The organism is Brachybacterium sp., assembly GCF_036379615.1.
In the GTDB taxonomy this organism is placed as follows: domain Bacteria; phylum Actinomycetota; class Actinomycetes; order Actinomycetales; family Dermabacteraceae; genus Brachybacterium.
Map to the genome: position 1 here is coordinate 13,587 of NZ_DASVGJ010000060.1, position 24,062 is coordinate 37,648.

A 24,062-nucleotide genomic window follows, 5' to 3' on the forward strand; every position below is an offset into this window, starting at 1 on the left:
AGACCGACCATGACCGATCAGACCAAGCGCAGTCGGTGGGGCAGCCGCAAGCAGACGGGTGGGGCACCCGAGGAGGGGCGGCCCTACGTGGGGTTCGCGATGGACGCGACGGGGCAGACCACCGGCCTCGCCGAAGGCGGTGTGCACACGCTCGTGCTCGCTGGCTCCGGCGTCGGCAAGAGCCGCCGGGTGCTGGTGCCGAGCATCCTCCTGTGGAAGGACAGCGTCGTCGCCGTTAGCGCCAAGAGCGACCTCGCCGAGATGTCCGCGCGGATGCGCGCGACCAAGGGCGGTCCGATGTACGTCATGGACCTCACCGGCCAGGCGGACTGGGACAAGCTGCCGAGCGACGTGACCCGCCTGAGCAGCGACCCGTGCGCGCTCCTCACATGGGATGAGGATGGGTCCAACGACGACTCCGCGCTCGGGCTTGCGGAGCTGCTGACGAAGCTCGGCACGCTCGGCATGGGCGGTGGTGGCGGTGGCGGCGGCGACAGCGCCTTCTGGATGCAGCTCGCGCTCGGGACGCTCGCCTGTCTCGTGCAGGCAGGCGGTTTCTACCCGGACCCCGCGACGGGAGAGTCCGTCTGGGGCGGCGGCATCGAGTGGGTGATGCGTGCGGCACTGGACACCGGCGATGACGGGGGTGATGACGCCGAGGGTGACCTGCTGACGCCGAGCTGGACCACCGCGGCGCGGCGGTCCGAGCTCATGGGCTCCGTGCATGCGGACGACATCGTCCGCAGCAGGATGCTCGACCCCCGCCAGCGCGACTCGATCGGCATCAACCTCCGCGTGGCGCTCGGCAACTGGAAGAAGCGCACCGTCCGCGGGAAGGCGGGCGACGTGCCGTTCAGCCCCGACCTGCTCGAGCAGCCGGGCTCGACGCTGTATCTCGTCTCCCCGGACGACGGCGGTGGCGCGAGCGCGGCAGCGTCGGTGATCGAGTCCCTGGTGCGGCACTGGAAGCAGCACGCCATCACCAAGCGGCTGCCCAAGATCCAGATGGTCATCGACGAGTGCCCGCAGATCTGCCCGCTGCCCAACCTCGACCAGTACATCGGCGTGATGCGCAGCTACGGCATGCACTTCCTGGTGGCGGCGCAGCACTCGTCGCAGTTCGAGAAGCGGTTCGGTGACAAGGACGCCAAGGTGCTCTTGAACATCTTCCCCTCGATTCTGGTGGGTGTCGGCGCGATCGAGAGGGAGATCATCGACCAGGCAGCGTGGACGGTGCCGCCGACCGAGCGCAAGGTGTCCTCGATCGGCTCCGGTGGGCAGGAGAACTTCTCCTCCGACCAGACGACCTCGATGACGGGAGCGGAGCTGCTGCCGCGCTCCATGGACGAGGCCCGGCTGATTGTGCGCGGGATGCCCGGCATGCTCGTGAAGCTCGTGGACTACGAGCGCATGCTCAGCCGCGCCGCAGCGTGAGCGGCACCGCCCGCAGCTGAGCACAGGGAAGCGCCCCGGCCACCACGGTCGGGGCGCTTCTCGTTGTTGACTGTCGGAGCGGCAGGTCGGCACTCGCCCTCCGGGCGAGGGCCGGCAGAGCCGGCCCGGGTGCCTCCTTGACAGACTCCCTCGGACGTCCGACCACCGGACCATCCAGACCTCGGCCAGGAGAACACCATGAGCACCACGACGGCACCCGTCCGGAACATCACCGCCCGCGAGCTCTACGCGCGTGGCTGGACCAGCGAGCTGCGCCGCGCGCACCTGACGTCCACGGACTACGAGTATGACCTTGCGACCGTGAAGACGATCGAGACGACGGAGCTCTGGCAGCACGACGCCGCGCGCGCCGCCAGCGGCAAGCCCGTGTTCCTGTCGACCGAGCAGCTCGTCGATCGCGGCTGGACGCCAGCGGTCATCCTGCTGTGCATCGGCGATCCGGACGCGGTGGTCCCGCTCAACGCCTCCGGGGGCAGTGTCGTGAACTGGTACAGGGTGGTCCGCGTCGAAGAGGCAGAGCTCGGCCGCAGGTACGGCGCTGGGATGGATGAGATCCATCGTCGCGCGGTTGATACTCAGCCGGGGTGTGATGCCATGTGCGCCGCCGTGGAGCTGAGGCAGCAGCTCCAGATGATCGATCCGCCTGCGGACTGGTCGGCACTCGTGGAGCGGGCGCAGCAGCGCATCGACTACTACACGGCGGCGAAGGGTTCGCCGGCGGTCCAGCTGCAGGCGATGGAGCCCGAGCTCGTCAAGGACTGGTGCCGTCGTGTGCTGTGGCACGAGTGCACGAACTACGACCGGCTGCTGGGCCAGCTGCAGCGTGAGCACTCGGGTGTGCCCCGGCTGGCGGCGGTGTTCGCGGACACCACCGTCTGGACGAGGACCGAGCTGGTCGATTCCGCGATGGACCGTCTGCCCACGACTGCCGAGGGGAACGTCCCCAGCGCCGCATGACCGCCAACTACCAACGGGGAGCCCCGACCATCACGGTCGGGGCTCTCTATTTTTTCCGCTGCGCCCGGCGCTGTGAGCGCCGACGGTGCATGGACGCAGTCGCCCCCCGGACGCCACCGCGGACCACGAGACGGCCCCGGCGTTCCGACCTCACGACCGAACTCCCACCACCGCAGCGGCAACGGCACCGGACACCGATGAGACCGGCCGTTCCCACAGGACTGACCACGACCTCCCGGTGGGCTGATGACCCCGAGGGCGGATGACTTCACCACCGTCGACCCGCGCACGCGCGAGGGGCTGATGCGTCGACGTTGAGTGTGTGCACGCCCCCACCCGATCATGTGCACACATGCCGACTGGAGGCGTGCACACACGGCAAGGGAGAATCAGAGGCACGCAATCTAACTCGCTGCGCGAGTTAGCGGCCCCTTGCGGGGCCAGACGCCAGCGGCGTACAATTGAGACCGCTACACCTGCGGGTTCTCCTGCCAGATTTCTCGCGCATGCTCGTCCTCCGGGGCGGTCATATTCACCTTGCTGAAATGACCCCCGTCCGGCGTGTCCGGACTTCCCGGACAGAGACGGAGCAGGCAGATGAGCAGGGGCGGAGTTGTCACCTTCCGAGGGACGGCACAGGCCGCGGAGAACTACCTCCGCGAGACGTACCTCCGCGAGGGCAAGGACCTCCCCGTCACCCACATCGCGGTGGAGAACGGCAAGGCGTCGGCCCGCGAGATCGACGGCGAGCAGTTCCGTCGCTGGATGGAGCACCGCGACCCGTTCGATGCCAACTCGCCCGTGCGCGGTCAACAGCGCGGAGGTCAGCGCAAGTCGCCGGTGTACCACGAGGTGCTCGTCTCGTCCTCGAAGTCGCTGTCGCTCGCGGCAGCTGCGAACCCCCGGATCGGTGAGGCGCTCGAGGCCGCGATGGACCGTGCGACGACCGCGTCGGTCGAGGCGTTCGCGGTGCACGCGGCAGGGCGTGCGGTCATGAAGACTCGTGGCCCGCAGGTCGCGGTGCGCGCTTCTCGCGTCGAGGCGACGCACGTTCAGCACACGAGCTCGCGTGGGGGAGACCCGCACTATCACCGTCATGTGCAGCTGCTGCCGAGGGTGGAGGTTGAGACCCGCAAGGGCCTCGAGTGGAAGGCCGTCGACGGGGCGATGGTCTACGCCGCGGCGGGTCGGATGTCGGCAGCGGCGGACCTCGCGATGTCGACGGATCCGGAGTTGCGTCGCGTCATCGCGGAGGAGGGCTACACGTGGGAGCCCGGCGTTGGCGGCGGCAAGATCGCCGAGTTCGAGCCGCTGGTGGACGAGTTCTCCTCGCGTCGCGACCAGGTCGCCGCGCACAAGGAGGCGGCCGAGGCGTCATGGCGGTCGGAGAACCCGGGCAAGGAGCCGAGCGCCGCGCAGGTGCGCAAGTGGGATCAGCTCGGGTGGGCGACGGACCGTCCGGAGAAGAAGGCCACGGCGAAGACGGCGGCGGGCGTGCTCGAGGACAAGGCGCAGCGGCTGGCTGAGGTCGTTCAGCAGAACGAGGCACGCACCGTCATGCGGGAGGACCCGGCGACCATCGACGCCGAGGTGATCGCCCGTGAGGCGATCAAGGACCTCGAGGCGCACAGCACGGCGTTCTCCCGGATGGAGCTGCTGGCGGCGATCGACCGTCGGGTGGCCGACACGTACGTCTTGGGCGAGGACGCGCTCACCGTGCGGTCCGCCGCGATCGAAGCGGCGACCGGCGAGGTGCTCGAGCTCGACGGGCTCGACCCGCAGAACGATGCCAAGCGGACGCGCTTCACGACCCGACGCGTGGTCACCAACGATCGGGAGGTGATGCGTCGTCTGCAGGAGCGCGGACAGCGCGGTGGACGTGACGGGTACGTGACCGAGAACAGGGGCAGCTTCTCGCTCAGCGAGGACCAGGCAGCAGCGGCGCGCTCGATCACCGGCAACCACGCGCTCGTCGTCGTCGAGGGCGCTGCGGGCAGCGGCAAGACCACCATGCTCGAGGCGGCGAACGAGGAGCTGATCGCGCAGGACCGTCGCCTGGTCGCCGTCTCGCCGACCAAGCGCGGCGCGCTCGAGATGGGGAAGTCCATCGGCGCGCAGGCGACGAGCGTGCACGGCCTGCTGGTCGCCGCGGGCGCGTCGTTCGATGACCGTGGGCGCTGGACGCTCCCCGAGCAGTGGAAGCCGCAGTTGTTCGAGTGGCGCATGGACAAGGACAGCGTCCTGGTCGTCGACGAGGCCGGCATGCTCGACAAGGAGACGGCATGGGCGCTGCACCGGTACGCGGACGACAAGGGCGTCGGCAGCATCGTCCTGCTCGGCGACTCCAAGCAGCTGCCGGCCGTCGGCCGCGGCGGCTACCTGCGTGACGCGTGGGCGGCGACTTCGGCATACCACGACCTCACCAACGTCCAGCGGTTCCGGATCGCCGACGGCACGAGCACGACCCCGCAGATCGACACCGAGTACGCCGACGCGTCGCTGAAGCTCCGCGAGCGGGAGGAGCCGGGCGCGTTCGTCGCGATGCTGCAGGAGCGCGGTCAGGTGCGCACGGGCGAGGTCGACGAGGTCATCGGCCGGGTCGCCGAGACGGTCGCGCTCGAGACGACGGCCGGGGAGAACTCGATCGCCGTCGCGTCAACCAACACGGTCGCCCAGCGCATCAACCGCGCCGTCTACGACGAGCTCGTCGCCAACAGGACGATCGACGCCAGCGTCGTCGTGCGCGGCCGGGACGGTGACCCGATCGCCAAGGGCGCGCGCGTCGCGACCCGACTGAACGACCGGGAGATGGACGTCGCGAACCGTCAGGTCTGGGAGGTCCGCTCCGTGCAGGAGAACGGGTCGGTCATCGTCAAGGACGTCGAGTCGGGTCACCACCGGACGCTGGACCCCAACTACGTGCGCGAGAACGTCCAGCTCGCGTTCGCGGTCACCGCGCACGGCGCGCAGGGCATGACCGTCGACACCGCACACATGGTGCTGTCAGGCCAGACCGACGCGGCCGGGCTCTACGTCGGCCTCACCCGCGGCCGGTACGCGAACTTGCTCCACGCGGTCGCTGAGGACGACGCGGACGTGCTCGAGCAGTTCACCGCTGCCGTCTCCCGTGTCCGAGGGGACGAGGGTCTCAGCGCCGTGCAGGCGACGATCGCACGCGAGCACGACAAGCAGAAGACCATCGAGGCTCAGCCCGAGCGGAAGTCGCTGGACCTGTCGCTCGAGGACGAGCCGTTCGAGCTCGAGCCGAAACTTCGTCGTCAGTGGGTTCTCGAGGGAGCGAAGACTGAGGCGTCGGTGCAGGACGCACCGGCCGCGCCGTCTGATCCGCTGGACGTCTACCGCGGCGAGTACGCGAGCGAGCTCGCGGTGCTTCATCAGCGGGCGCTGGACTTCGCACGCGAGGACTACCCGGCTGGTGACGAGGAGTACTGGCGGGCGGCCGCGGAGGTGAAGCTCGTGAACGAGGCGTACTTCGCGCAGCGGGCAATGCACTGGCAGCCGGGCAAGCCCGACGTCTTCCTCGCGCGGCTCGAGGGGGTCCGCGCGGAGGCCGCCGAGCAGGAGCGACTGGCGGCGCAGCAGCGCGAGCAGGAGCAGATCCGCCAGGCCGAGCAGGAGCGCGTGGCGAAGGAGGCCCGCTACCAGCGTGTCCACGAGGTGATGACCGAGGCGAAGCTCCGCTACCCGGAGGAGCTGAAGCGGTTCGCCACTACTCGCCGCGTGGAGCTCGCGACCGCCGCCCCGTCGATGTCGAAGAACGACGCGACCGGTCAGGTCCTGCGAGAGCTGAATGCCGCCGCGGGCGACGGGTCGCTCATCGACACGCTGCAGGGCATCCGCATCCAGAACCACCGTGCACAGATCGCGAAGGAGGCGCGCCAGGAGCGGCGCGCCCCGTCGATCCATGAGCGGCTGGCACGGGCCAACCAGAAGAGCCGGGAGAGGGAGGCGAGCCAGGATCACGGCATGGAGCTCTGAGCAGTACCCACCAGCAGTACCCACCACGAGATAGGAGTCAGGCATGGCACAGCAGACGGTGAACCCCAAGGACGTCCAGAAGGTGCAGTCGGCAATCCGCATCGACGGCATGGAGGCGGCAAAGAAGCGGTTCGGGGAGGACTCCCCGGAGTTCAGGAAGGCGCAGCAGGACCGGCAGCGCCGGCGGATGGTCGCGCGTCGGGAGCAGGCGGCCCGGCACGCGGCCGAGGCCAGGACGACCAAGGGGCAGCAGGCGTCCCCGACCGGTCAGGCCCAGGACGCGGGCAAGCGTCAGGCCGAGGCGGCGGAGGCGGCCAAACGCCGGCAGCCGCAGACCTCGGATCGGACGGCGCAGAGCCAGCAGCAGGCTCGGGCGCAGGCTCAGCGTGCTCAGGCCCAGCGCACCCAGGCCCAGGCACAGGCGCGTGCGCGCGCTCAGAGCCAGGCGCAGGCCGAGAGCAGGGCGCGGTCGCAGGCTCAGGTGCAGCGGGCGCACCAGACGGCGACGGAGGCGGCTGCACGGCGCAAGCAGCAGCAGTCCCCGGCGGCCGAGCGGACCTCCCGTGCTCCGCGGCAGGCTCCGGCGGCGGCGGCGCGGGCCACCGCGGCGCAGGCGCAGGGGCAGTCGGCGACGGAGCGCTTGCAGGCGATGCAGCGCCGGCAGGCGCAGCTGCGGGCTCGTCAGCCCCAGTTGCAGTCCCAGGGTCAGGCGATGTGACCATGTGGAACGGACCTGCGCTCCACGGCGACGAGGTGTTCGCCGGCGGTTACCGGATCTGCCCCGAGTGCGACGAGATGGCCGCGCTGTACGCGGGGGAGCCGATCGAGCACGCTCCCACCTGCCCCAAGGCCGAGGGTCGCCCGCTGCGCACGTGAGCGGGCACCCAGGGTATGAAGAAGCCCCGTCGGAGCGATCCGGCGGGGCTTCTTCGTGAAGTGGCTCAGGAGGCGAGCTGACCCCACTGGGGCGTCTCGGGCTCCTCCTCGTCCTCGTCGTCGCTCTGAGGGGCCGTCAGGGGCTTCTGGACGGGCTGGACGGGCGTCGGGGCGGTCCGACCCCGCCCCCGCTTCTCGCGCTTCTCACGGCGCTCCTCGCGCTCGAGGTGGCGCATCTCGACGCCCCCCTTGTCCTCCGTCTTCAGGCGGCCCAGCAAAGCGGGGTCGGCCTCCTCGATGATCGTCTCGAGCATGGTCAGCAGGCGCTCGGTGCGCTCCTCCTCCTTCTTGTCGACGGGCACCGCGACGGTGCCGCGATCGGTGATGCGGCTCGTCGGGGTCTCGGGATCGACTTCGAGCAGGTCGTACAGAGCGTCGACGACGCGGTAGGCGCTGAGCCCGGCGACCTTCGCCGCGGCCTGGAGCGCTGCCTCCGCGGCCTTGTTCTCGGCCTGCAGGGCCTCGAGCTGGCGCTGCAGCTCGGCCTGCTGCTCGCGGATCGCCTTCTCCTCGCGGGTGAGCTTGCGGTTGAGAGCCATGATGGATGTCCTATCTGTCGGGTTCTTCGGTGGGTGTTGGGGTACTGCGGTCAGGTGGTCAGGTGTTTGCGGTCAGGCCGCGTCCGGGGCGTCCTCGGCGGCGTTGACCCAGACTCCGGTCCCCGGGGCGGGGGTGTAGTCCCGGAGCTTGCAGGCACGGCAGGTGCAGTCGTCCTCGCAGGGCAGGTCGCCCGGCAGTGGCTTCGCCGAGCCCGGCACCTTCCGCTTGATCCCGGCCAGGCCGTCGTTCTTGCACCAATACGTCGACCAGTGCCTCCGACGCTCGTCCCAGAACTCCGGGATCCGATAGGTCTCGATCAGGGACTCGCGAACGCCAGTCACACCGCTCGGACGCTCGACCTTGACCCGCTCCTTACCTTCCCCATCGGTAACCATCTCAGCCCACCAGTCCGAGTCGTATTCGATGATCATCAGAAGCTCCTTCAGGAACTTCGGGTATCCCACCTTCTTGCCTCCCGGAATCATCTTGTCCAACCACTCCTTGTACAGCGGATAAAGGAATCCCTTAATGGGGAGCGTGTCCCAACGGAACAGGTCCCGATTCTCGGCCCAGAAGTGCTGGATGGGATCATTGAACTCCACGTACTCCGCGAGGTACTTCTGGCTCGCCACGGGCTCGCTCAGCCGGTAGTAGTCACCAGGGGCCGTGGCCCCGACCTTGTTCATCGCGTACCAGGCGACGTACTCGAGGACCTCCGGGCGCGCGAGGTAGTCGTCCTTGATGTACGTATTCTCCTTGCCCGTGAAGCTCTTCGAGAAGGGGATGAAGAGGAGGCGGCGGTAGAAAGAGCCGGTCTTGTCGCTCACCTTCGGCATGTCATTGAGACACTGCACCATGAACCCCTTCCACTTGAAGTTGATCATGTCCTTGAACTTGACATTGACCTGAAAGTGGTCGCCGGTGACGGCCGCCTTGAAAGCGGCCATCTTCTCCGTGAACGCATTCACGTCGTTCTCGTCGACAATGACGGCGTGCGTACGCAGAAGGCTTTCGAGGGCGAAGTCCTTGGCGAAGTCGGTGATCGAGATCGAGGCGTGCGCGGCGGGTCCGAGTATGTTGCGCATAAGTGCGCACAAGGTGCCCTTGCCGTTGTTACCCTTCTCGGAGATGAAGAACGCCGTCTTCTTCCAGGAGACGAACGGGCGAAGGGACGCTCCGATGACCTCCCAGAGAAGTTCCGTGATCCCCTCACCACCCTCCCAGTCGCCGAGGTCATCCATCCACTCCCGCACCTCCCATCCGTTCGGCCCGTCGGTGGCGACGTTGTCGAAGATCCGCACCTCGGGGAGCTCCGGAACATCCAGGTACCGCACCTCAGTCTTCGTCACGAAGATGAACTCGGGTGCGAACGGGTTCAGCGACTTGGGGGCGAAATGGAAGTGCTTACCTTCGATCTCGAGGTCCAAGTCGGTGTTGCCGTAGTGGAAGATCCCGTTCTTGAAAGCGATCAGGTCGGGGTGACTCGTGATCGGCTTGCGGTCGGCGAACCCCTTGAGGAGCTTCAGAACGGACTCTGCGTCGTAGGGCGAAAGGTCCTCGTTGTAGTGCTTCCGAGCCACCTCGACGATGCTGTCTTCGTCGGTGTCGTACGTACCCGCGCGCGGCCCGTCCCCTACGTAGACGGCGATCAAGTCGGTCTTGCGGGGGCGAGTGAGATCGACGGGGTTGATGAGCACGGCGTGGTTGAAATGCTTCATGAACCTCGCGATCTGCCGGGGCGTGAGGGACTTCAGCAGGGTCATCTTCCCGGCGGTGGGCGTACCCTTCGGCATTTCATCGTTCCGCTTCGTCAGCAGCCTGTTCGTGATGTGCACGACGAAGCTGGAGAAGTCGGTGTCGAGTACGACGCTCCTCGGGACCCCACGCAGGACGGCCGTCGTAATGTTCGTGATGATCGCGCTCTGGGTCGCGAAGGTGATGCGCGGCTGGAGCCAGCGCTCGGCACTCGCGAGCGCGGCTTCCGCCCAGTCGGGGAGCGGGATCTCCTCCGCCGGCGGCGGGACGAGCTCGAGCGGCGGGGCGGTGTCGGGGCCATCGAGATCGTCATCCCAAATGGGCTGCTCGTACTTGTTCTCGGCGTCGCTGTATGCCACGATGAAAGGGCCTTTCAGGAGATGGTGCCGCGAATGAGTTGCAGGCTCAGCGGCGAGGTTCAGACTGGGGGAGTGCGCCGTCGGCTAAGCCGGCGGCGTTCTTCTTTGTCCTCAGGAGGCGAGGAGGTCGCGCAGCGCTGCGCGGTGCAGGTCGTCCATCGTGGGCCAGCTCCGGATCACCTGGGCGGTCACGTCGGCGATCTCGCGGGTGTCCTGCGAGCTCTGCCGGGGAGCCACGTACTCCTGCATGGACGCGGGCACGAGACGGCCGGGGATGTGGAGCCGCCACAGGTCAGACCGGCGGATCCCGACACCACGGCCGCCCAGCCGCTCGGTGGGGACGACGCCGCGGGCGATGTGGTCGCGGATGGTCGGCTCGGAGCCGAACGCCGGGAGGTGGCCCGGTACGCGGATCTGGCTGACCTCGCCGATCGTCAGGATCGGGTCGCCCTCGTCGGAGCGCAGCATCTCGACCGAGCGCGGGAGGGTCTGCACCGGGCCGACGTCGGCCAGGGGTGCATCAGGGGTGGAATCAGCAGACATGGAGAGTCCTCAGGGTGCGGGGAGTCATCCGGTTCCCGGCCTCGTCTGGGCTCTATTCACCGGCCACTATCAGGGATGCTGGCCGGGTTTGGGTACCCGGACCCTGTGGGATCTGCTGGAGTGGGTATATTTTACATGGCTCCTTCAGGTCTCGCAAGGTGCTTAAGCAACATCTTCACCTGCGCCGATCGTGACTGACGGCGAACGGCCGCTCGGGCAGAGCGGTCCCACGGTGATCACGACGCAGGCAAGACGCGACCGGACTCGAGCCGAGGGGAACGCGGCGCTGGTGCGCAGTCGGGGGTCAAGAAGGCCTTCGGGCGCGGCCTCCGGCCGCCCCACGCAAAGTCAGCCAGGCGAGGGGGCAGCCTCCGAGCCGAGGTTGCCGGGCCCTACGCGCGCGGCCGCGAGCCGCGCGTAGCCGCACCGCCATCTCGAGCGGCATCCCACCGGCCCGACAGCAGAGCGAGGGACGGGCAGTCATGGCAGTAATGAAACGCAACTGCCATGACTGCATGACTGGCATGACTACTGCCATGACTGCCGAGGTTGCCCGGACCCGCGACCGCGAAGGCGGCGCGCGGCCGGCGACGGAGCTGGCCGCGGTGGTGATGTCGAACTGCTTGTTGAGCGGCGCTCCAACACGGCCTCCGGTCGCGTTCTCCCAGGTCAGACAGGGGGAGGGGAGGGGGTCAACGCGAACCCGACGTGTCGGTGTTGAGGCTGCGAGGGCACACTTCAACAGACATCAGCCCAGGTCAGAGTACGAAACCGAAGTGATTGTTGAGGTGTTGAGGCGATTCGGCAGGATTCTGCCGTAGAACATGCAGCGGCTACAGCCCTCGGGGTGGAAGTTCCCTATGAACCTCTCTGGATCACCTCAACACTTCAACACTCGGTCTAATAAGGGCCTCTGACCTGGAGTGATGCGTGTTGAAGTGGATCCTCCTCACTTCAACACTGCAGGCTGATCTCCCCCGAAATCTGACCCTGACCTGCGGTGATGGTTGTTGAGGCGTACTTCAACACCCCTGCGACCCCGGACCCTGGCGTCCCCCTCCCCTGACCTCTGACACCCCTGGGGGAGCTGGCCGCGGTGGCGATGTCGAGCTGCCTGTTGAGCGGCGCTCCAACACGGCCTCCGGTCGCGTTCTCGCAGGTCGGACAGGGGAGGGGGAGGGGTCGAGGTGAACCCACCGGGTCGGTGTTGAGGTTGCCGGAGCGCACTTCAACAGGCATCAGCGCAGGTCAGAACGGGAAACGGGGCTGAATGTTGAGGTGGTTGAGGCGATTCGGCAGAACCCCGCCGTAGAACATGCTGCATCGGGGCCCCACCACGGGCCTCCGGCAGATTTGCTCTACGAACCTCTCTAGATCACTTCAACACTTCAACATTTGGCCTAGAGAGGGACTCTGACCTGCAGTGATGCGTGTTGAAGCGGATCTTCTTCACTTCAACACGGCAGGCCGATCTCCCCCCGGGATCCGAATCTGACCTGTGGTGATGGGTGTTGAGGCATACTTCAACCCCCTGCGATCGGCAGCGCTGATGCCCGAGTGCGCCGCCTGCGGCGAGCCCCGCCCCCTCCCCTGACCCCTGAGATCCCGAGGGAGATCAAGCGCTCGCCCTCTCCTCCTGGACGACTCCCCGTGGAGGGGCGGGCCGGAGGCGCGCCCCGGCAGATAGGCCTAGCCCGCAGTTCTCAAGGCCTCGCGTGATTCTCTCGAGCGTTCTGCAGGGGTCATTCTGGCGGTGCGATGCTGGTTTATCAGCATGCCTCGTCGACCTGCAGAAGAAAGTCGAGAAAAGTTGGTCCAACCCCTTCCCTTTCGGTCGCCGGGGCCATACATTTGGAGCACCACAGCAGAACCGGCAGGAGTTCTAGCCAAGCCCCTGCAGCTGTGGCCATCTCTCGCTCTAGAGGAGTCACTATGACCGCCATTGCCGGCACCCCGTCCATCTCGTCCACCGCCGATTCCCGTTCGCTTCTGTGCAGGCTTCGTGCCGCATGGGCCAATGAGGATGGTTCCGCAGTCGCCTCGTCCTTCTTCGGCAGGCTCTGCCTCCTCGCGGCGGGTACTTGCTCCGCGGTCGCGCTCTCCCCGCTTCTGGGCGTCGGCCATGACACCGCGGCGATGCTGACTCTCGGCGAGGTGCAGGTCGCGCAGGAGGCTCACTGGCTCCTCGGTGCCGGCGAGGGGTCGGCGACGTACGTGTCCGAGGACGCCCTCGTCGAGGACAGCTTCCTCCGGCACGGCGTCACCGGCATCGCGACTGGTCCCGTCTCCCACCCCAGCGACTACACCGGCGACGCGACCTACTGGGTGATGTCGGCCTCCGACTCCGGCACGGTGTTCCTGCAGCTCGGCGACCAGTTCGGCGAACCCCTCGAGCTGGAGGAGGGTTGCGTCGTGCCTGACCTCGCGCCCATGGCCGGTGCGCAGGAGGAGGAGCTCACCGCTCTCGCGCAGCAGCTGCGCGAGGAGGCCGCAGCCGACACGAGCCCCTTCGTCGAACGTCTGCAGGATCTGCGTGACGCCGGCGAGGCCGTCACCGAGGAGGTTGGCGAGGTCGCTGCTGGTGCTGCCGAGTGACGCGGTGCACCTCCGATATTCCTCATTCCTCGTGTAGACTGGCTTTGTCTCTGTAGAGCGAGACATTGCCTCTGGCCGAGGCAGCAGGAACCCCACCTCCCGAGGTGGGGTTCTTGTCGTTCCGACACCCTCTCCTTGCATTCTCCTGCGGTTCGCTCTGAGAAGAGATAGTGCCGGTTTGGCACCGGCATGTTGGTTTATCAACGTGGCCGTGCGAGCCCTTCAAAGTCTTACGCGACAAACCTTCTCGGGTGATGCTTCAGCGAGTAGAATAGGTGGTATCTAAGAGGCCCCATTTCGGGGTTTCACGAACCTCGAACGGGGGATGTATGTCCACATTCTCAGCACGTACCGCCGTGGCGCGTACGGCTTCTCTCGTCATCGTCTCGAGCCTCATGCTCGGCGGCGCTCTGACACTCGGTCCGACGGCCCCGGCGCACGCGGGCCCGACCACCCTCACGACCACCTCGCAGGACGACGGCCGCGCCGAGTTCGTCGTCGAGCCGCTCGAACTCGCGCCGCTGCCCGGTGTCGGCGGCGTCGAGGCGCTCCCGCTGGAGTGGCCCTCGGGCACGACCGTGACGTACCAGTGGTCCGTCGACGGTGAGCTCATCGACTGGGTGACCGGTCCCACCTTCCTGTTCGACCAGCCCTGGTACGGGGACAAGGACCTGACGCTGACCGTCAGCGCCTCGCACCCGGAGTACCAGCCGGCGAGCTTCACCTCGGCCCCGTGGCACATCGCGGACTCCGACATCCAGCTGCGCCGCACGCTGTCCTCGTCGATCCCGGCGATCACGGGGCTTCAGGACGGGCACCCGCCGCAGGTGCACCAGCAGCTCTCGGTGGCGACCGCCAACTGGACCGAGGGCACGAGGTTCTCCTTCCAGTGGCTCGCCGACGGCAAGCCGATCACCGGCGCGACGAAGCGCGACTTCACCGTCACCTCGGCTCAGGCCGGCGCGAAGCTCTCCGTGGAAGTGCTCGGAGTCAAGGTCGACTACCTGCCTAGGAACCACGTCTCGGCCGAGACCGCCTCTGTCCCGACCTCCGTGACCCCGCGGGTGACCCTCCCGACGAGCGCGACCGTGGGCACGACCCTCAAGGCCGAGACCGGCTCCTGGCCCGGCTGGAAGGCCCGGGAGTTCTTCTGGAAGGTCGACGGCGTCGTGGACAGCGAGGTCGACTTCTCCTCCGACGAGTACGTGCTCAGCGACAGGCACGTCGGGCACGAGATCAGCCTGACGACGGTGTGGTTCTACTTCGGTGACTCGGAGGGGACATTCGACCAGGTTGGCGTCGACAGCATCACCACGACGAAGGTCGCTGGTCTGGTCGAGCAGACCGGCGGCTCTGTGGCGGTCGCGGGCACCCCTGTGGTTGGCAAGACGATCGTCGCCGAGACCGCCGGTTGGGCGAAGGGCACGAAGCTCTCGTACGAGTGGCTCGCCGACGGTGAGGTGATCCCCGGCCAGACCGAGGACCGCATCAAGCCTCCGCGCGACACCACCGGCAAGCGCATCACCGTCAAGGTGACCGGCGTCCTCGCTGGCCACACCGACCGCACCGTCGAGTCGGACCCGAGCGAGGCCGTCAGCCTCCCGGCCATGCCCAAGGCGACCGTCTCGGTGACGGGCACCGAGCATGTCGGGTCGACCTTGACGGCAACCTCGCACGGCTGGCCCGAGGGCACGAAGCTGACCTACAAGTGGGAAGTCTCGACGCGCCCTGACGGCCACGGCTACGTGACTATCCCGGGCGCGACCGGTCCGAGCCTGACCCTGACGTCCGACCTCATCGACCAGAACGTCATCGTCTCCGTGAAGGGGACGCACCCGGACTACATCTCCGGGAGCGCGTCGGGGAACAGCGACGGCCCGGTCCTCCCGGAGGCGCAGACCCCGGGCAAGACCACGGTCACCGGCACGCTCCGCGTCGGCGAGACGATCACCGCGGTCCCGCAGGGCTGGGTGCCCGACACCCGGTACGAGTACGTCTGGGCGGCCGGCCACAGCGCAAATCTGCACTGGCTCGAGGGCGACGGCGGACCCCGCCTGACGATTACCCCCGACCTCGCTGGCAAGGACATCGGCCTCCTGGTCATCGGTGCCCGCGACGGCTACCCCGAGAAGCGGCTCTCGAGCGTGCACGGCACGGTCGCGCCGGGCGTCCTGGACGCCCCGGTCCCCGACATCGCTGGCACCCCCACCGTCGGGCACACGCTGAGCGCGATGCCGGAGCAGTGGACCAAGGGCACCAAGCTCACCTACCAGTGGTACGCCGACGGCGTCGCCCTGGACAACGAGATCTTCGCCAAGCTCTCGGTGTCGCCCGAGCACGTCGGCAAGGAGATCACGGTCACCGTCACGGGCGTCCTGGACGGCTACACGAGCGCTGAGCAGACCTCCGCAGCGACCACCCCGGTCAAGGCCGGAACCATGACCGGCCCCACGCCGGGCCTGTCCGGCAGCAGCCGCATCGGCAAGACGATCATCGCGACTCTGGGCACGTGGCCCGAGGGCACGACGCTCTCCTACCAGTGGAAGGCCAACGGCGTCGCGATCAAGGGCGCGACCAAGTCGTCGATGTCCGTCACGCCGTCGCTGAAGGGCAAGCGCCTCGCGGTAACGGTCACGGGTGAGCGGGCTGGTTTCGAGACCGTCTCGCACACCTCGCGTGTCTCCAAGCCCGTCGCCTCCGGCGTCCTGTCGACCTCGACTCCGAAGGTCAGCGGCACCGCGAAGGTGGGACAGAAGCTCACGGCGAAGACCGGCACCTGGACGAAGGGCACCAAGCTCTCGTACCAGTGGAAGGCGAACGGCAAGTCGATCAAGGGTGCGACGAAGTCGACCTACACCCCCGCGGCGTCCACCGTCGGCGAGCCCATCACCGTGACCGTCACGGGCTCCAAGAGCGGGTACTCCACCGTCTCGAAGACCTCGAAGGCGACCTCGAAGGTCACCCGCGCCACGCTGAAGTCGCCCACCCCGAAGGTCTCGGGGTCGGCTCGGGTGGGCTCGAAGCTGACCGCGAAGGCCGGCAGCTGGACCTCCGGCACGAAGCTTTCGTACCAGTGGTACGCGAACGGCAAGCCCATCAAGGGTGCGACAAAGTCTTCCCTCGTGCTGAAGTCGGCACACAAGGGCAAGGCCATCACCGTCAAGGTCAAGGCGGCCAAGAGCGGCTACATCGCCGTCTTGAAGACCTCTGGCAAGACGGCGAAGGTTCTTAGTCGGCGGTAAGCAACCCGGCCCCTCCGTCGACGGCTGGCAGCGATCGTGACTGCGATTGCGGAGCCCTCCAACGTAGAGCGCCCCGAGGATCGCCTCGGGGCGCTCGTCGTCGCACAGCCCATCAGGGGCGAGCCCAGGAAACCTCGTCCGGCGCTACTCCGTGCCGGAACGCCTCGCGCGCGTTCGCGAGGCTGAGCGGTTTGCCGTAGACCAGGCGGGGAGTGCTTTCGATGGGGAGGTCCCGGAGCACGCCGTAGCGGGCGAGGTACCAGCCCGCCTGAGTCACCGGTTGCTCCTTCTCGAGCCCGGGCGGTACCGATAGCACGTACCCGAGCAGCTGATGGATCACGTCGCTGGCCAGGTCTGCGTTCGGCTGAGTGCCCCGAAGTGACTTCATCTCGATCAGCGTCCCATACAGCATCTGGCACGCATCGCCATGGCCGCGCCGCGGCCGGGTGATCGAGCTCATCAGTGGCGAGAGGGGAAGGGATACAAGCCGCCACGTCGACCAAGCTAGCGGTGGTGGCGATCTACTCGGTGCCGGGGATCATTAGGAGCTCGCTGGAGCTCGCAATCTGCTCGAACATGACGCCGTCCTCACTGGGCCGGGCAACACGCGTGAAGTCGCCACGGGACTGATGGGCTAGGGCAAGAGCATCTTGCACGTTCTTCCAGGCTGCTGAGCGGAGAAGCTCAGTCGGCGTCAACTGTCCGCACGCCTGCCCCAGCGCATTGTTTGCCGAGCAGCTCAGGGACGCCCTAGAGAGCGTTACGGCATCGTTACATGTTTCCGAGTACGCGCACTGCGCATCCAACAGCACATCCGACCAGTTCCACAGCCTCTTCCCAGGAACTTGGGGCTTACCTGCACAAACTCGTCGACGGCAGACCGCGTGACAGTGGGGCAACCTGCCGATGTCCATCAGCAGATCCCGTACCCCCTGGCCCTGACAAAAGAGACATACGGTGCAAAAAATCTGTCTGGTAAGTTGCCCGATATCCCCCAGGAATGTACGGTCGACGGACAGATTAATTCCGCATACGGGGGTTTCAGTGTTGAAAAGCGACGTTCACAGCGCGAACAAGTTCAAGACAGGCACCGTGAACCCTACGCGGGTGTCTTTGATGTTCACTCTTGTCGCGGCGGCAATCCTGGCATTCGGGGTGCCGGCGGCAAATGCGGCAAACTACTATTATGCGTCAAATAGCATGACTCGTGAGAACTCTGGCCACGATTCTGGCGTGCGTTCAGTGATCACTGGAGGCTCCGCAAGGGCAGACGGCCTAAATGCGGAGGGTGCACAGCCGACGGTTACGATCAAGACGTATCACCCCGCTCCGGGGTATAAGGAGATTGCACGTTCAACTGGGGGTAGTGGTGCAAACCTCACTCATTCTCGCGCAACAAGAGTGCATTCTGCATGCTCGTGGACGTGGAGTTTCGGGAGTGGGAGCATTGGAAGCTTGCCGATGACGTGTTCTGCGCGATCCTAGCACCAACACTTGGTGCTAGTGAAATGACGAAATGGAGGCAATGATGAAGAAGCTGAGCAAGAGAAATATTCTGATTCCCGGTGCCCTGCTACTGGCTGTCGCGTGCACAGCGGTTCCAGCGTACGCGGACGGTGCACACTCGACTCCGGTTGAAACCTTGTTGCCAGAGTTCGACGAGTCGCAGAGCGCCAAGGATCTAGTCCTCGCAGAAGAGGCGGATTTGGGGGCGCTGGGTGGGATTGATCCAGCGAGCGTGCGTCTCTTGGGTGAGGATGAGCTTGGGACCTACTGGCTGGGACGAGCTGGTAGTTCTGAGGTATGTCTTGTCGTCCAAGCACCCGGTGAATATGAGGTTACATCGTCGACCTGCGCCGATATCGGTCAGTTTAGTAGAACGGGACTTTCGTTGCGAACGGGCGAAACTGCCGATGCGGACAACAATCCAGAGGCATATCTCATGCCTGCAGACGTGTCATCGAGTGAGCTCGAGCCATACTCTGCGTCGGGTGCGAATTTTGTGCCCCAAACCGCAGAGGCTGGAATCCGTAGTGGGCTTCTGGTTGTTCGAAGCGGAGATGCGGACCGTGTCCTCGAGCCAACGAAGATCTCGAGGGAGGACGGCTCGACCTTCGAGTTCACCCCCCTCGATGATGCGGAGTGAGCTCAAGCATGGAAGAGGATTGCGTCTGTATGACTACCGTTTGGAGCAGGATTCCAATGATCGCCGCCGCGTTGGCGGCGGCGATTCTGATACTGGGCCCCTCCGTCTCGGCACACGCCGCTACTTACACGTATGCGAATGATGTTCGTCTCGCGTCGGGAGCTCAACGTGATAGCGGCACACGTGCCACGATTAGCGGAGGTTCAGTACAGCTCACCCTGGGGATTTCAGTCACTCAGTATATTAAAACGTACTACCCGGCACCTGGCTATAAGGAAGTTGCGCGAAATGCCACTGGGGCTGGTCAAGTAGGACATTTATCGCACACGAGGGTAAAGAACGCAACGAGTGCGTGTGGCTGGTATAATAGCGGCGGAGGAGTCGCGAGTATTACATGTAAGGTGAGGACTTGATGGGCGAGTTTTCTGTCGTGATGCAAAGGTGGGGTAGTGGTGTGAGATGAGAATTTTCTTTGGTTTCCTTTCGGGGGCGGCAATTGCGATTGTCCACGTCCTACTCGTTGGGATTTCCTCGATCCAGGCTTCCGGGAGTCGGTCCGGTGCCGTATACGATCTAAGCAATATAGTCGTGGCGGTTACCGAGCCGCGGCTTCCCATTCTCTCTTCGGTATCGATCGTTGCTTTGAGTGCGCTTTGTGTTGCGGTGATTGTTACGCGTGTGAGCCGCTTTAGCGTCGGAGTTCGCAGGGGTGTTCGCATCGGGTATTCAGTTCTGGGTCTTATTGCAGTCGTGATGGCATACATAATGATGGATGTGCCACCGGAGGGGTTCCTCGAGGGGTGGCGTGGCTGGTTAGCCGAAGGCGGCTCTATGCCAGTATTTCAGCTCTGCGTCGTCACGGCTGCCGTCAGCTTTTTTGTTGGGATGGGTAGGCGAGAAAGGGAAGTGACTGATTTCTCTTCCTGAATAGCGGTGGGCCTGTGGCGGGCGCTGAGGCTTGCGATCGCACTTGGTTCAGACCTGAGGTCCTCGCCGTCGTCGAGGTCGAGCTCGTTGGTCTCGACGTCGACATCACGGTGTACCAGCAGATCTGCGGCGAAGGCCGGATTGCAGCGATGCTGTCCGCGGACAACGCGCGCACTGTGCTGGATCAGAGCGTCTCCGGTACCTGGAGCTGATCGACTGCCGAATCCGAGCACCTGCGAAAGGCTCCGAGGGATCACCCTCGGGGCCTTTCTTCTTCCCCGAGTCTGCTGCCGCGCCCTGGGCGTGATGCGATCCTGGACTACGCTCGGAGTGCCTACTACGAGGAGGTCCGTGATGTGCGGCCGCTACGTGCTCGAGCTCGACACCCAGGGAATGCTCCACTCCTACGCCATCGGCTCCGACCCCGCCTTCGACTGGGAGGCGGTCTTCTCGATCGCCCCGCGGACGAAGGCCCCGGTGGTGCGCGAGCACTACGACGAGGACTCCGGCGAGGTGCAGCGCACCCTCGAGCTCGCGCGCTGGGGCTTCAAGCCCGGATGGGCCAAGGAGAAGGGGCCCCGCCCGATCAACGCCCGCTTCGAGACCGCGCACACCAACGGCATGTTCCGCGCCGGCTTCGCGAGCTCGCGCGCCGTCGTGCCGATGTCGGGCTACTACGAGTGGGTCGAGATGGATGACGGCAAGCAGCCCTACTTCGTCCACGCCGACGGCGGCGAGCTGCTGCACGCCGCCGGTCTCACCACCGCCGAGCAGAACAGCGACGGCGAGTGGGACGTCTCCTTCACGATCATCACGCGCGAGGCGAGGGACGCCGCCGGTGACGTCCACGATCGGATGCCGGCGTTCCTCGGCGACGAGCTGATGGGGGAGTGGCTCGCGCCGGGCAAGCTCGAGAAGGACGAGCGCGAGCACCTCCACGGTGTGCTCGGCGAGGTCTCCGAGAAGATCGCTGCGTCGCTGGTGACTCAACCGGTCGACCGCGCGGTGAACAACGTGCGGACCCTGGACCGGAACGACTCCGGGCTCATCGCGCCCGTCGAGCTCTCCTAGCTCAGCTCCCCCGGCTGGATGCCGCGTCGGAACGCCTCGCGGGCGACCTCGAGGTCGAGGGGTTTACCGTAGAGCCGACTCGGGATCTCCTCGATCGGGAAGTCCCAGAGCAGGCCGTAGCGGGCGAGGTACCAGCCGGCCCGCGTGATCGGACCCGTCTGCTCGAGCTTCGGCGGCACCGAGAGCACGTAGCCCAGCAGTTGACGGATGACGTCTCCGGTCAGCAGCGTCTGCACCCTGGTGCTGCCGCCGGACTTCACCTCGATCAGGGTCCCGTCCAGCAGCAGGTCCGCGTTCCCGTGCCCGCACCGCGGCTGCACGACCGACCCCTCCACCTGCGACGGTGCGGGGAGCGCCTGTGTCGCGAGGTGCAGCATGTCCGCGACGGCTGATATCTCGGCGAGGTCCGCAATCTCGAGCAGTTCGCCGAGGTGGGAGGTACCCAGCCGGCTGTGACGGCGCTCTGGCGAATCGCAGAGCATCGGCTCCCGTCCGACGGCCGCATGTAGTCCGAGCACCATTCCGTGCCGGCCGAGCCCGGTCCTGCGGTGCTCGTCCTCGATCGTGTCCTCGCGCAGGGGGGCGAGCATGCCGCGGAGCGTGCGCAGGTAGTGCTTCCACACGTCGTCCTCGACCTCGAGCTCCGCGGAGGTCTTCAGCTCCCCGGTTGCACGATGTCGCAGTCCGAACGCCTGCTGCCGCACTCGGTGCCGGCCCCACTCGGCCGTATCCGTGATCGACCCCTTGGAGTAGCGCAGCGTCAGGAGCTCATCGATGGCGTTGCCGACCGCGGCATCACCCGCGGCAGCGGTGACGAGAGAGGTCATGCCGTGCAGGCGCGTGTGGCTCGTGAACTCGAGCGGTCCGGACCTCGTCTGCACGATCGTTGACGGCTCGTTCGTCGGTCGGAGCTGGACGCCGTCAAGGTTGCGGTAGTGCTCCCTGAGATATCGGTTCCGCGCGTGCCAATCTTGCATCCGCTTCGCGACAGCAACGTCTCGGCTGGCCACCGTTAACGCCCGAGATAAACGTCGACAGCGCCGATCTTGGATCTCGAGCCCTCTGAGAAATACGCGGTGCATCGCATCGGCTCCGTGCCGTCATCGCTGTTCACACGGGTGATGAGCCGAACACCGTCGGAGAGTCTGTCGATGTCAAATGCGGTGGCCTCTCTAGAATCAAAGTGTGAGGTGGCCCGAGTAGCGTCGCTATCGGGCAGGGTCGCTCGGTCGTTACGCCTCAGGGAACGACAGCAGGCGCGCCTTGGCGGCAGCGAACTCCTCGTCCGTCAGGACACCGGCATCACGGAGTTCTGCGAGCTTCGCGAGGCGCGACACCAGATCGTCGCCCGAGGCCGCGGTGACTCCCGGAGTCGGAAGCGCCGGTGGCATCGCGGGAGAGGCCGGCATCGTGACAGTCACGTTGTTCTGCTTGGCCGCAGCAATCCGCTCGCGAAGCTCAGACATCTCGGCGCGAGCACGCGTGTACTCGCCGTTGCTGCACGGCAGGGTATTGCTGAGGGTGTACGGATCTCCCGAGTTGGCATTGCGGCTCTTCGTCGAGCCTTGCCAGAAGTCGTGGTTGGCGGTTCCCTGGTATGACGCTGTCAGCACCTCGAGAACACTTCCTCCGAACTGCTTGTTGAACTCGAGGGCATTGATGTCATGGTAGTAGAAGGTCGTGCTCCGGCTTCCGAACATCGTTCCCGTCATGAACCCCTGCGTGTTCCCGCCCTTGATGATCATCAGTCGATCGCTGAAGCACGCCATACATCCTGCGCCGATGCTCGTGAAGATGAACCATGGCTCTTCGCCCTGGTGGCAGTGCTGGAGGATGATCAAGCCGCCGGTCTTGTTCGGAGGCCCAGTCGGGATCTTGGTGCGGGGCCAGGACTTCGTTCTTGCCCGCTCCTTAAGTGCCTGCTGATGTTCCCGCTCGGCTTGGTCCTGCGCCTGGCGCACCGACAATTCCGCGGCGCGTGCTGCGGCGCTCTCCTTGCGCTGCTGGGTGCGGGTCTCCTTGGCGACCTCCTTGTCCGTCGGTACGAAGTTGGCGGCCAGTTCGCGGCGTCGCGTGAGCCACGCGTTCCATGCCTCTGCGTTGGGGCCGAGGCGGGGGAAGGTGTCGAGTGCCGCCTTGAGCGCGATCCACTCCTCCTTCGCGAGCTTTTTGATGGTGACGTCTGCGCTGCCATCCCTGAGGTGTATGACGAAACTGCGATTATCCGTGTCCTCATAGCCGGTGACATTGGCGTACATGAAACGCACGAGAGGCTTCGAGAAAAAGAAACCCGCAAAACCCAGAGTGGTCAGGTAGAAGCTGGCTATGTCGTTGCTGAAGGTCGAGCAGCTCCCGATGAAGAACGTGACTTCGCGCGGCTCGAGCCGGGCTTTTCTCTTGGTGATCGCCTTTGGGCTGTTGTCGTACTTGGCAGCCTCAGTGATCTCCGGCTCCATCCCCCACCTCCACGTTGTCCAGTTTGTGGACATTCTACGGGTGGCGCGGACATCGGAAGGCCCGTTTGTGCCTGGGACTACGCTTGTGCTCATCGACGACGAGGAGGCCGCGATGTGCGGACGGTTCGTGCTCGACTACGATCTGATCACGACCCAGCCTGCAGGGGAGCTTCCACGGTGACAGATGCGTCCCGTTGAGTTGCCAGCGCGCTTCAGCGACAACTGCATCGGTGAACTGGCTCAGCGAGCCCGAGCTACGAAGACCATCACCGGGGCGGTGTCATCGAACGGAGTTCTGGACCAGTCGCCGTAGACCGCTTCGATGTCGAAGTCCGCAGTCCGGAGGTCGCGCTCAATCTCCACGCGGTAACGGAACCTGAGGGCTTCCCTGATGGTGACGGTATCGCCTGTACGGGTGAAAAGGTTGTGAGCAGTGATCTGGACCGTACGGTCATCAACGAGCTCCGCATCCATCCACTCGACAAGCGGACCGTGCTGGGTATCCCTGCTATTCCTATCGGGAGCGGCCCAGCCCTCCCATGCGCGGGCCGACGGATTGCGGCTATCGAAAGCGAGGGTGCCGCCCACACTCATGCTTGCGCGAAGGTCACTCAGCGTCCTCGTCCAGTCAGGATTGGAAATGTGTTGAGCAACGTTGCCGGTCATGACAGCGAAATCAAACTGCGCTCGCGGGACGCTTGAGCTGTCTCCCACTACCCATGTAGCCCGCTGACCACCGGGCCGATCCCGTGCGAAAGCGATCATCGTAGGCGAAGGATCGACGCCGACGACGGTCCGATTCCCGGTCGCGAGCCTGACCGTCAACATGCCCGTCCCGCACCCCAGGTCGAGGACCTCGTGGGCCTGGCGCTCATCCGCGAGAGCGCGAAAGAAGGCATGGTCCGGGCCTTCCGGATTGTCCTCGTCGTAGAGGTCAACGATGCGGGAATCGTAGTCAGTCATCAGACCAGGGTAGGTGGGCCGTCCACAGAATTATGGGCAGTAGTGGCCCAGGTCCCCGCACACCGATGGTGCTGTCCCACAAACTGTCGCATATGACCCAGAGGAGTCTCTCGGGACC

The 24,062-nt window shown here is 65.8% G+C and carries 17 protein-coding genes; 10 read left to right on the forward strand and 7 right to left on the reverse strand.

Translation table 11 applies throughout. The features are described from left to right. Positions 1-9 precede the first annotated feature (9 nt). From VF289_RS11485 to VF289_RS11505, 5 genes are all read left to right on the forward strand, one after another. Positions 10-1,434: a type IV secretory system conjugative DNA transfer family protein gene (locus VF289_RS11485; protein WP_330884024.1), complete on the forward strand. Its 1,425-nt coding sequence runs from the start codon at positions 10-12 to the stop codon at positions 1,432-1,434. A 198-nt stretch (positions 1,435-1,632) separates the two neighbouring features. After that, positions 1,633-2,412 carry a hypothetical protein gene (locus tag VF289_RS11490; RefSeq protein ID WP_330884025.1) on the forward strand — a complete coding sequence of 260 codons (780 nt, stop codon included), beginning with the start codon at positions 1,633-1,635 and terminating at the stop codon, positions 2,410-2,412. 597 nt (positions 2,413-3,009) lie between these two features. After that, positions 3,010-6,411 carry an AAA family ATPase gene (locus VF289_RS11495; RefSeq protein WP_330884026.1) on the forward strand — a complete coding sequence of 1,134 codons (3,402 nt, stop codon included), beginning with the start codon at positions 3,010-3,012 and terminating at the stop codon, positions 6,409-6,411. A gap of 43 nt (positions 6,412-6,454) precedes the next feature. Continuing rightward, positions 6,455-7,129, forward strand: coding sequence for a hypothetical protein (locus VF289_RS11500; RefSeq protein ID WP_330884027.1), 675 nt, complete (start codon positions 6,455-6,457; stop codon positions 7,127-7,129). Between the two features lie 2 nt (positions 7,130-7,131). Further along, complete coding sequence (locus tag VF289_RS11505; RefSeq protein ID WP_330884028.1) at positions 7,132-7,287, forward strand: hypothetical protein; 156 nt, start codon at positions 7,132-7,134, stop codon at positions 7,285-7,287. 65 nt (positions 7,288-7,352) lie between these two features. Here the strand turns inward: VF289_RS11505 and VF289_RS11510 are convergent, their stop codons facing one another. The 3 genes from VF289_RS11510 to VF289_RS11520 all read right to left on the reverse strand — a co-directional run bounded on the left by VF289_RS11510 (position 7,353) and on the right by VF289_RS11520 (position 10,544). Then, positions 7,353-7,886 (reverse strand): hypothetical protein, encoded by a 534-nt coding sequence (locus tag VF289_RS11510; protein ID WP_330884029.1) that lies wholly within the window; start codon positions 7,884-7,886, stop codon positions 7,353-7,355. Between the two features lie 72 nt (positions 7,887-7,958). Beyond that, a complete protein-coding gene (locus VF289_RS11515; RefSeq protein WP_330884030.1) occupies positions 7,959-10,001 on the reverse strand; it encodes a phage/plasmid primase, P4 family in 2,043 nt (680 codons plus the stop codon). Positions 10,002-10,112: 111 nt separating this feature from the next. Next, a complete protein-coding gene (locus tag VF289_RS11520) occupies positions 10,113-10,544 on the reverse strand; it encodes a hypothetical protein (protein ID WP_330884031.1) in 432 nt (143 codons plus the stop codon). Between the two features lie 1,932 nt (positions 10,545-12,476). Here VF289_RS11520 and VF289_RS11525 point away from each other — a divergent pair. Continuing rightward, on the forward strand, positions 12,477-13,139 hold the full coding sequence (locus VF289_RS11525; protein ID WP_330884032.1) for a hypothetical protein: 663 nt from the start codon (positions 12,477-12,479) through the stop codon (positions 13,137-13,139). Positions 13,140-13,468: 329 nt separating this feature from the next. Next, the gene (locus tag VF289_RS11530) at positions 13,469-16,381 is read left to right on the forward strand and encodes a hypothetical protein (protein WP_330884033.1); all 2,913 of its coding nucleotides are present in this window, start codon (positions 13,469-13,471) and stop codon (positions 16,379-16,381) included. Between the two features lie 112 nt (positions 16,382-16,493). Here VF289_RS11530 and VF289_RS11535 read toward each other — a convergent pair whose 3' ends face one another. Then, the gene (locus VF289_RS11535) at positions 16,494-16,841 is read right to left on the reverse strand and encodes a hypothetical protein (protein WP_330884034.1); all 348 of its coding nucleotides are present in this window, start codon (positions 16,839-16,841) and stop codon (positions 16,494-16,496) included. A 1,068-nt stretch (positions 16,842-17,909) separates the two neighbouring features. On the opposite strand from VF289_RS11535, the gene VF289_RS11540 reads away from it, so the two are divergent. From VF289_RS11540 to VF289_RS11550, 3 genes are all read left to right on the forward strand, one after another. Continuing rightward, positions 17,910-18,527: a hypothetical protein gene (locus tag VF289_RS11540; protein ID WP_330884035.1), complete on the forward strand. Its 618-nt coding sequence runs from the start codon at positions 17,910-17,912 to the stop codon at positions 18,525-18,527. Positions 18,528-19,468: 941 nt separating this feature from the next. After that, on the forward strand, positions 19,469-19,666 hold the full coding sequence (locus VF289_RS11545) for a hypothetical protein (protein ID WP_330884036.1): 198 nt from the start codon (positions 19,469-19,471) through the stop codon (positions 19,664-19,666). Between the two features lie 142 nt (positions 19,667-19,808). Continuing rightward, the gene (locus VF289_RS11550; protein ID WP_330884037.1) at positions 19,809-20,525 is read left to right on the forward strand and encodes an SOS response-associated peptidase; all 717 of its coding nucleotides are present in this window, start codon (positions 19,809-19,811) and stop codon (positions 20,523-20,525) included. Here VF289_RS11550 and VF289_RS11555 read toward each other — a convergent pair. From VF289_RS11555 to VF289_RS11565, 3 genes are all read right to left on the reverse strand, one after another. Continuing rightward, positions 20,522-21,352: a hypothetical protein gene (locus VF289_RS11555; RefSeq protein WP_330884038.1), complete on the reverse strand. Its 831-nt coding sequence runs from the start codon at positions 21,350-21,352 to the stop codon at positions 20,522-20,524. The two genes, VF289_RS11550 and VF289_RS11555, sit on opposite strands and share 4 nt — an antisense overlap. A gap of 405 nt (positions 21,353-21,757) precedes the next feature. Beyond that, the gene (locus VF289_RS11560) at positions 21,758-22,981 is read right to left on the reverse strand and encodes an SHOCT domain-containing protein (RefSeq protein WP_330884039.1); all 1,224 of its coding nucleotides are present in this window, start codon (positions 22,979-22,981) and stop codon (positions 21,758-21,760) included. A gap of 240 nt (positions 22,982-23,221) precedes the next feature. Next, entirely contained in the window at positions 23,222-23,944 is a 723-nt protein-coding gene (locus VF289_RS11565) for a class I SAM-dependent methyltransferase (RefSeq protein ID WP_330884040.1), read from the reverse strand. Positions 23,945-24,062: the final 118 nt, after the last annotated feature.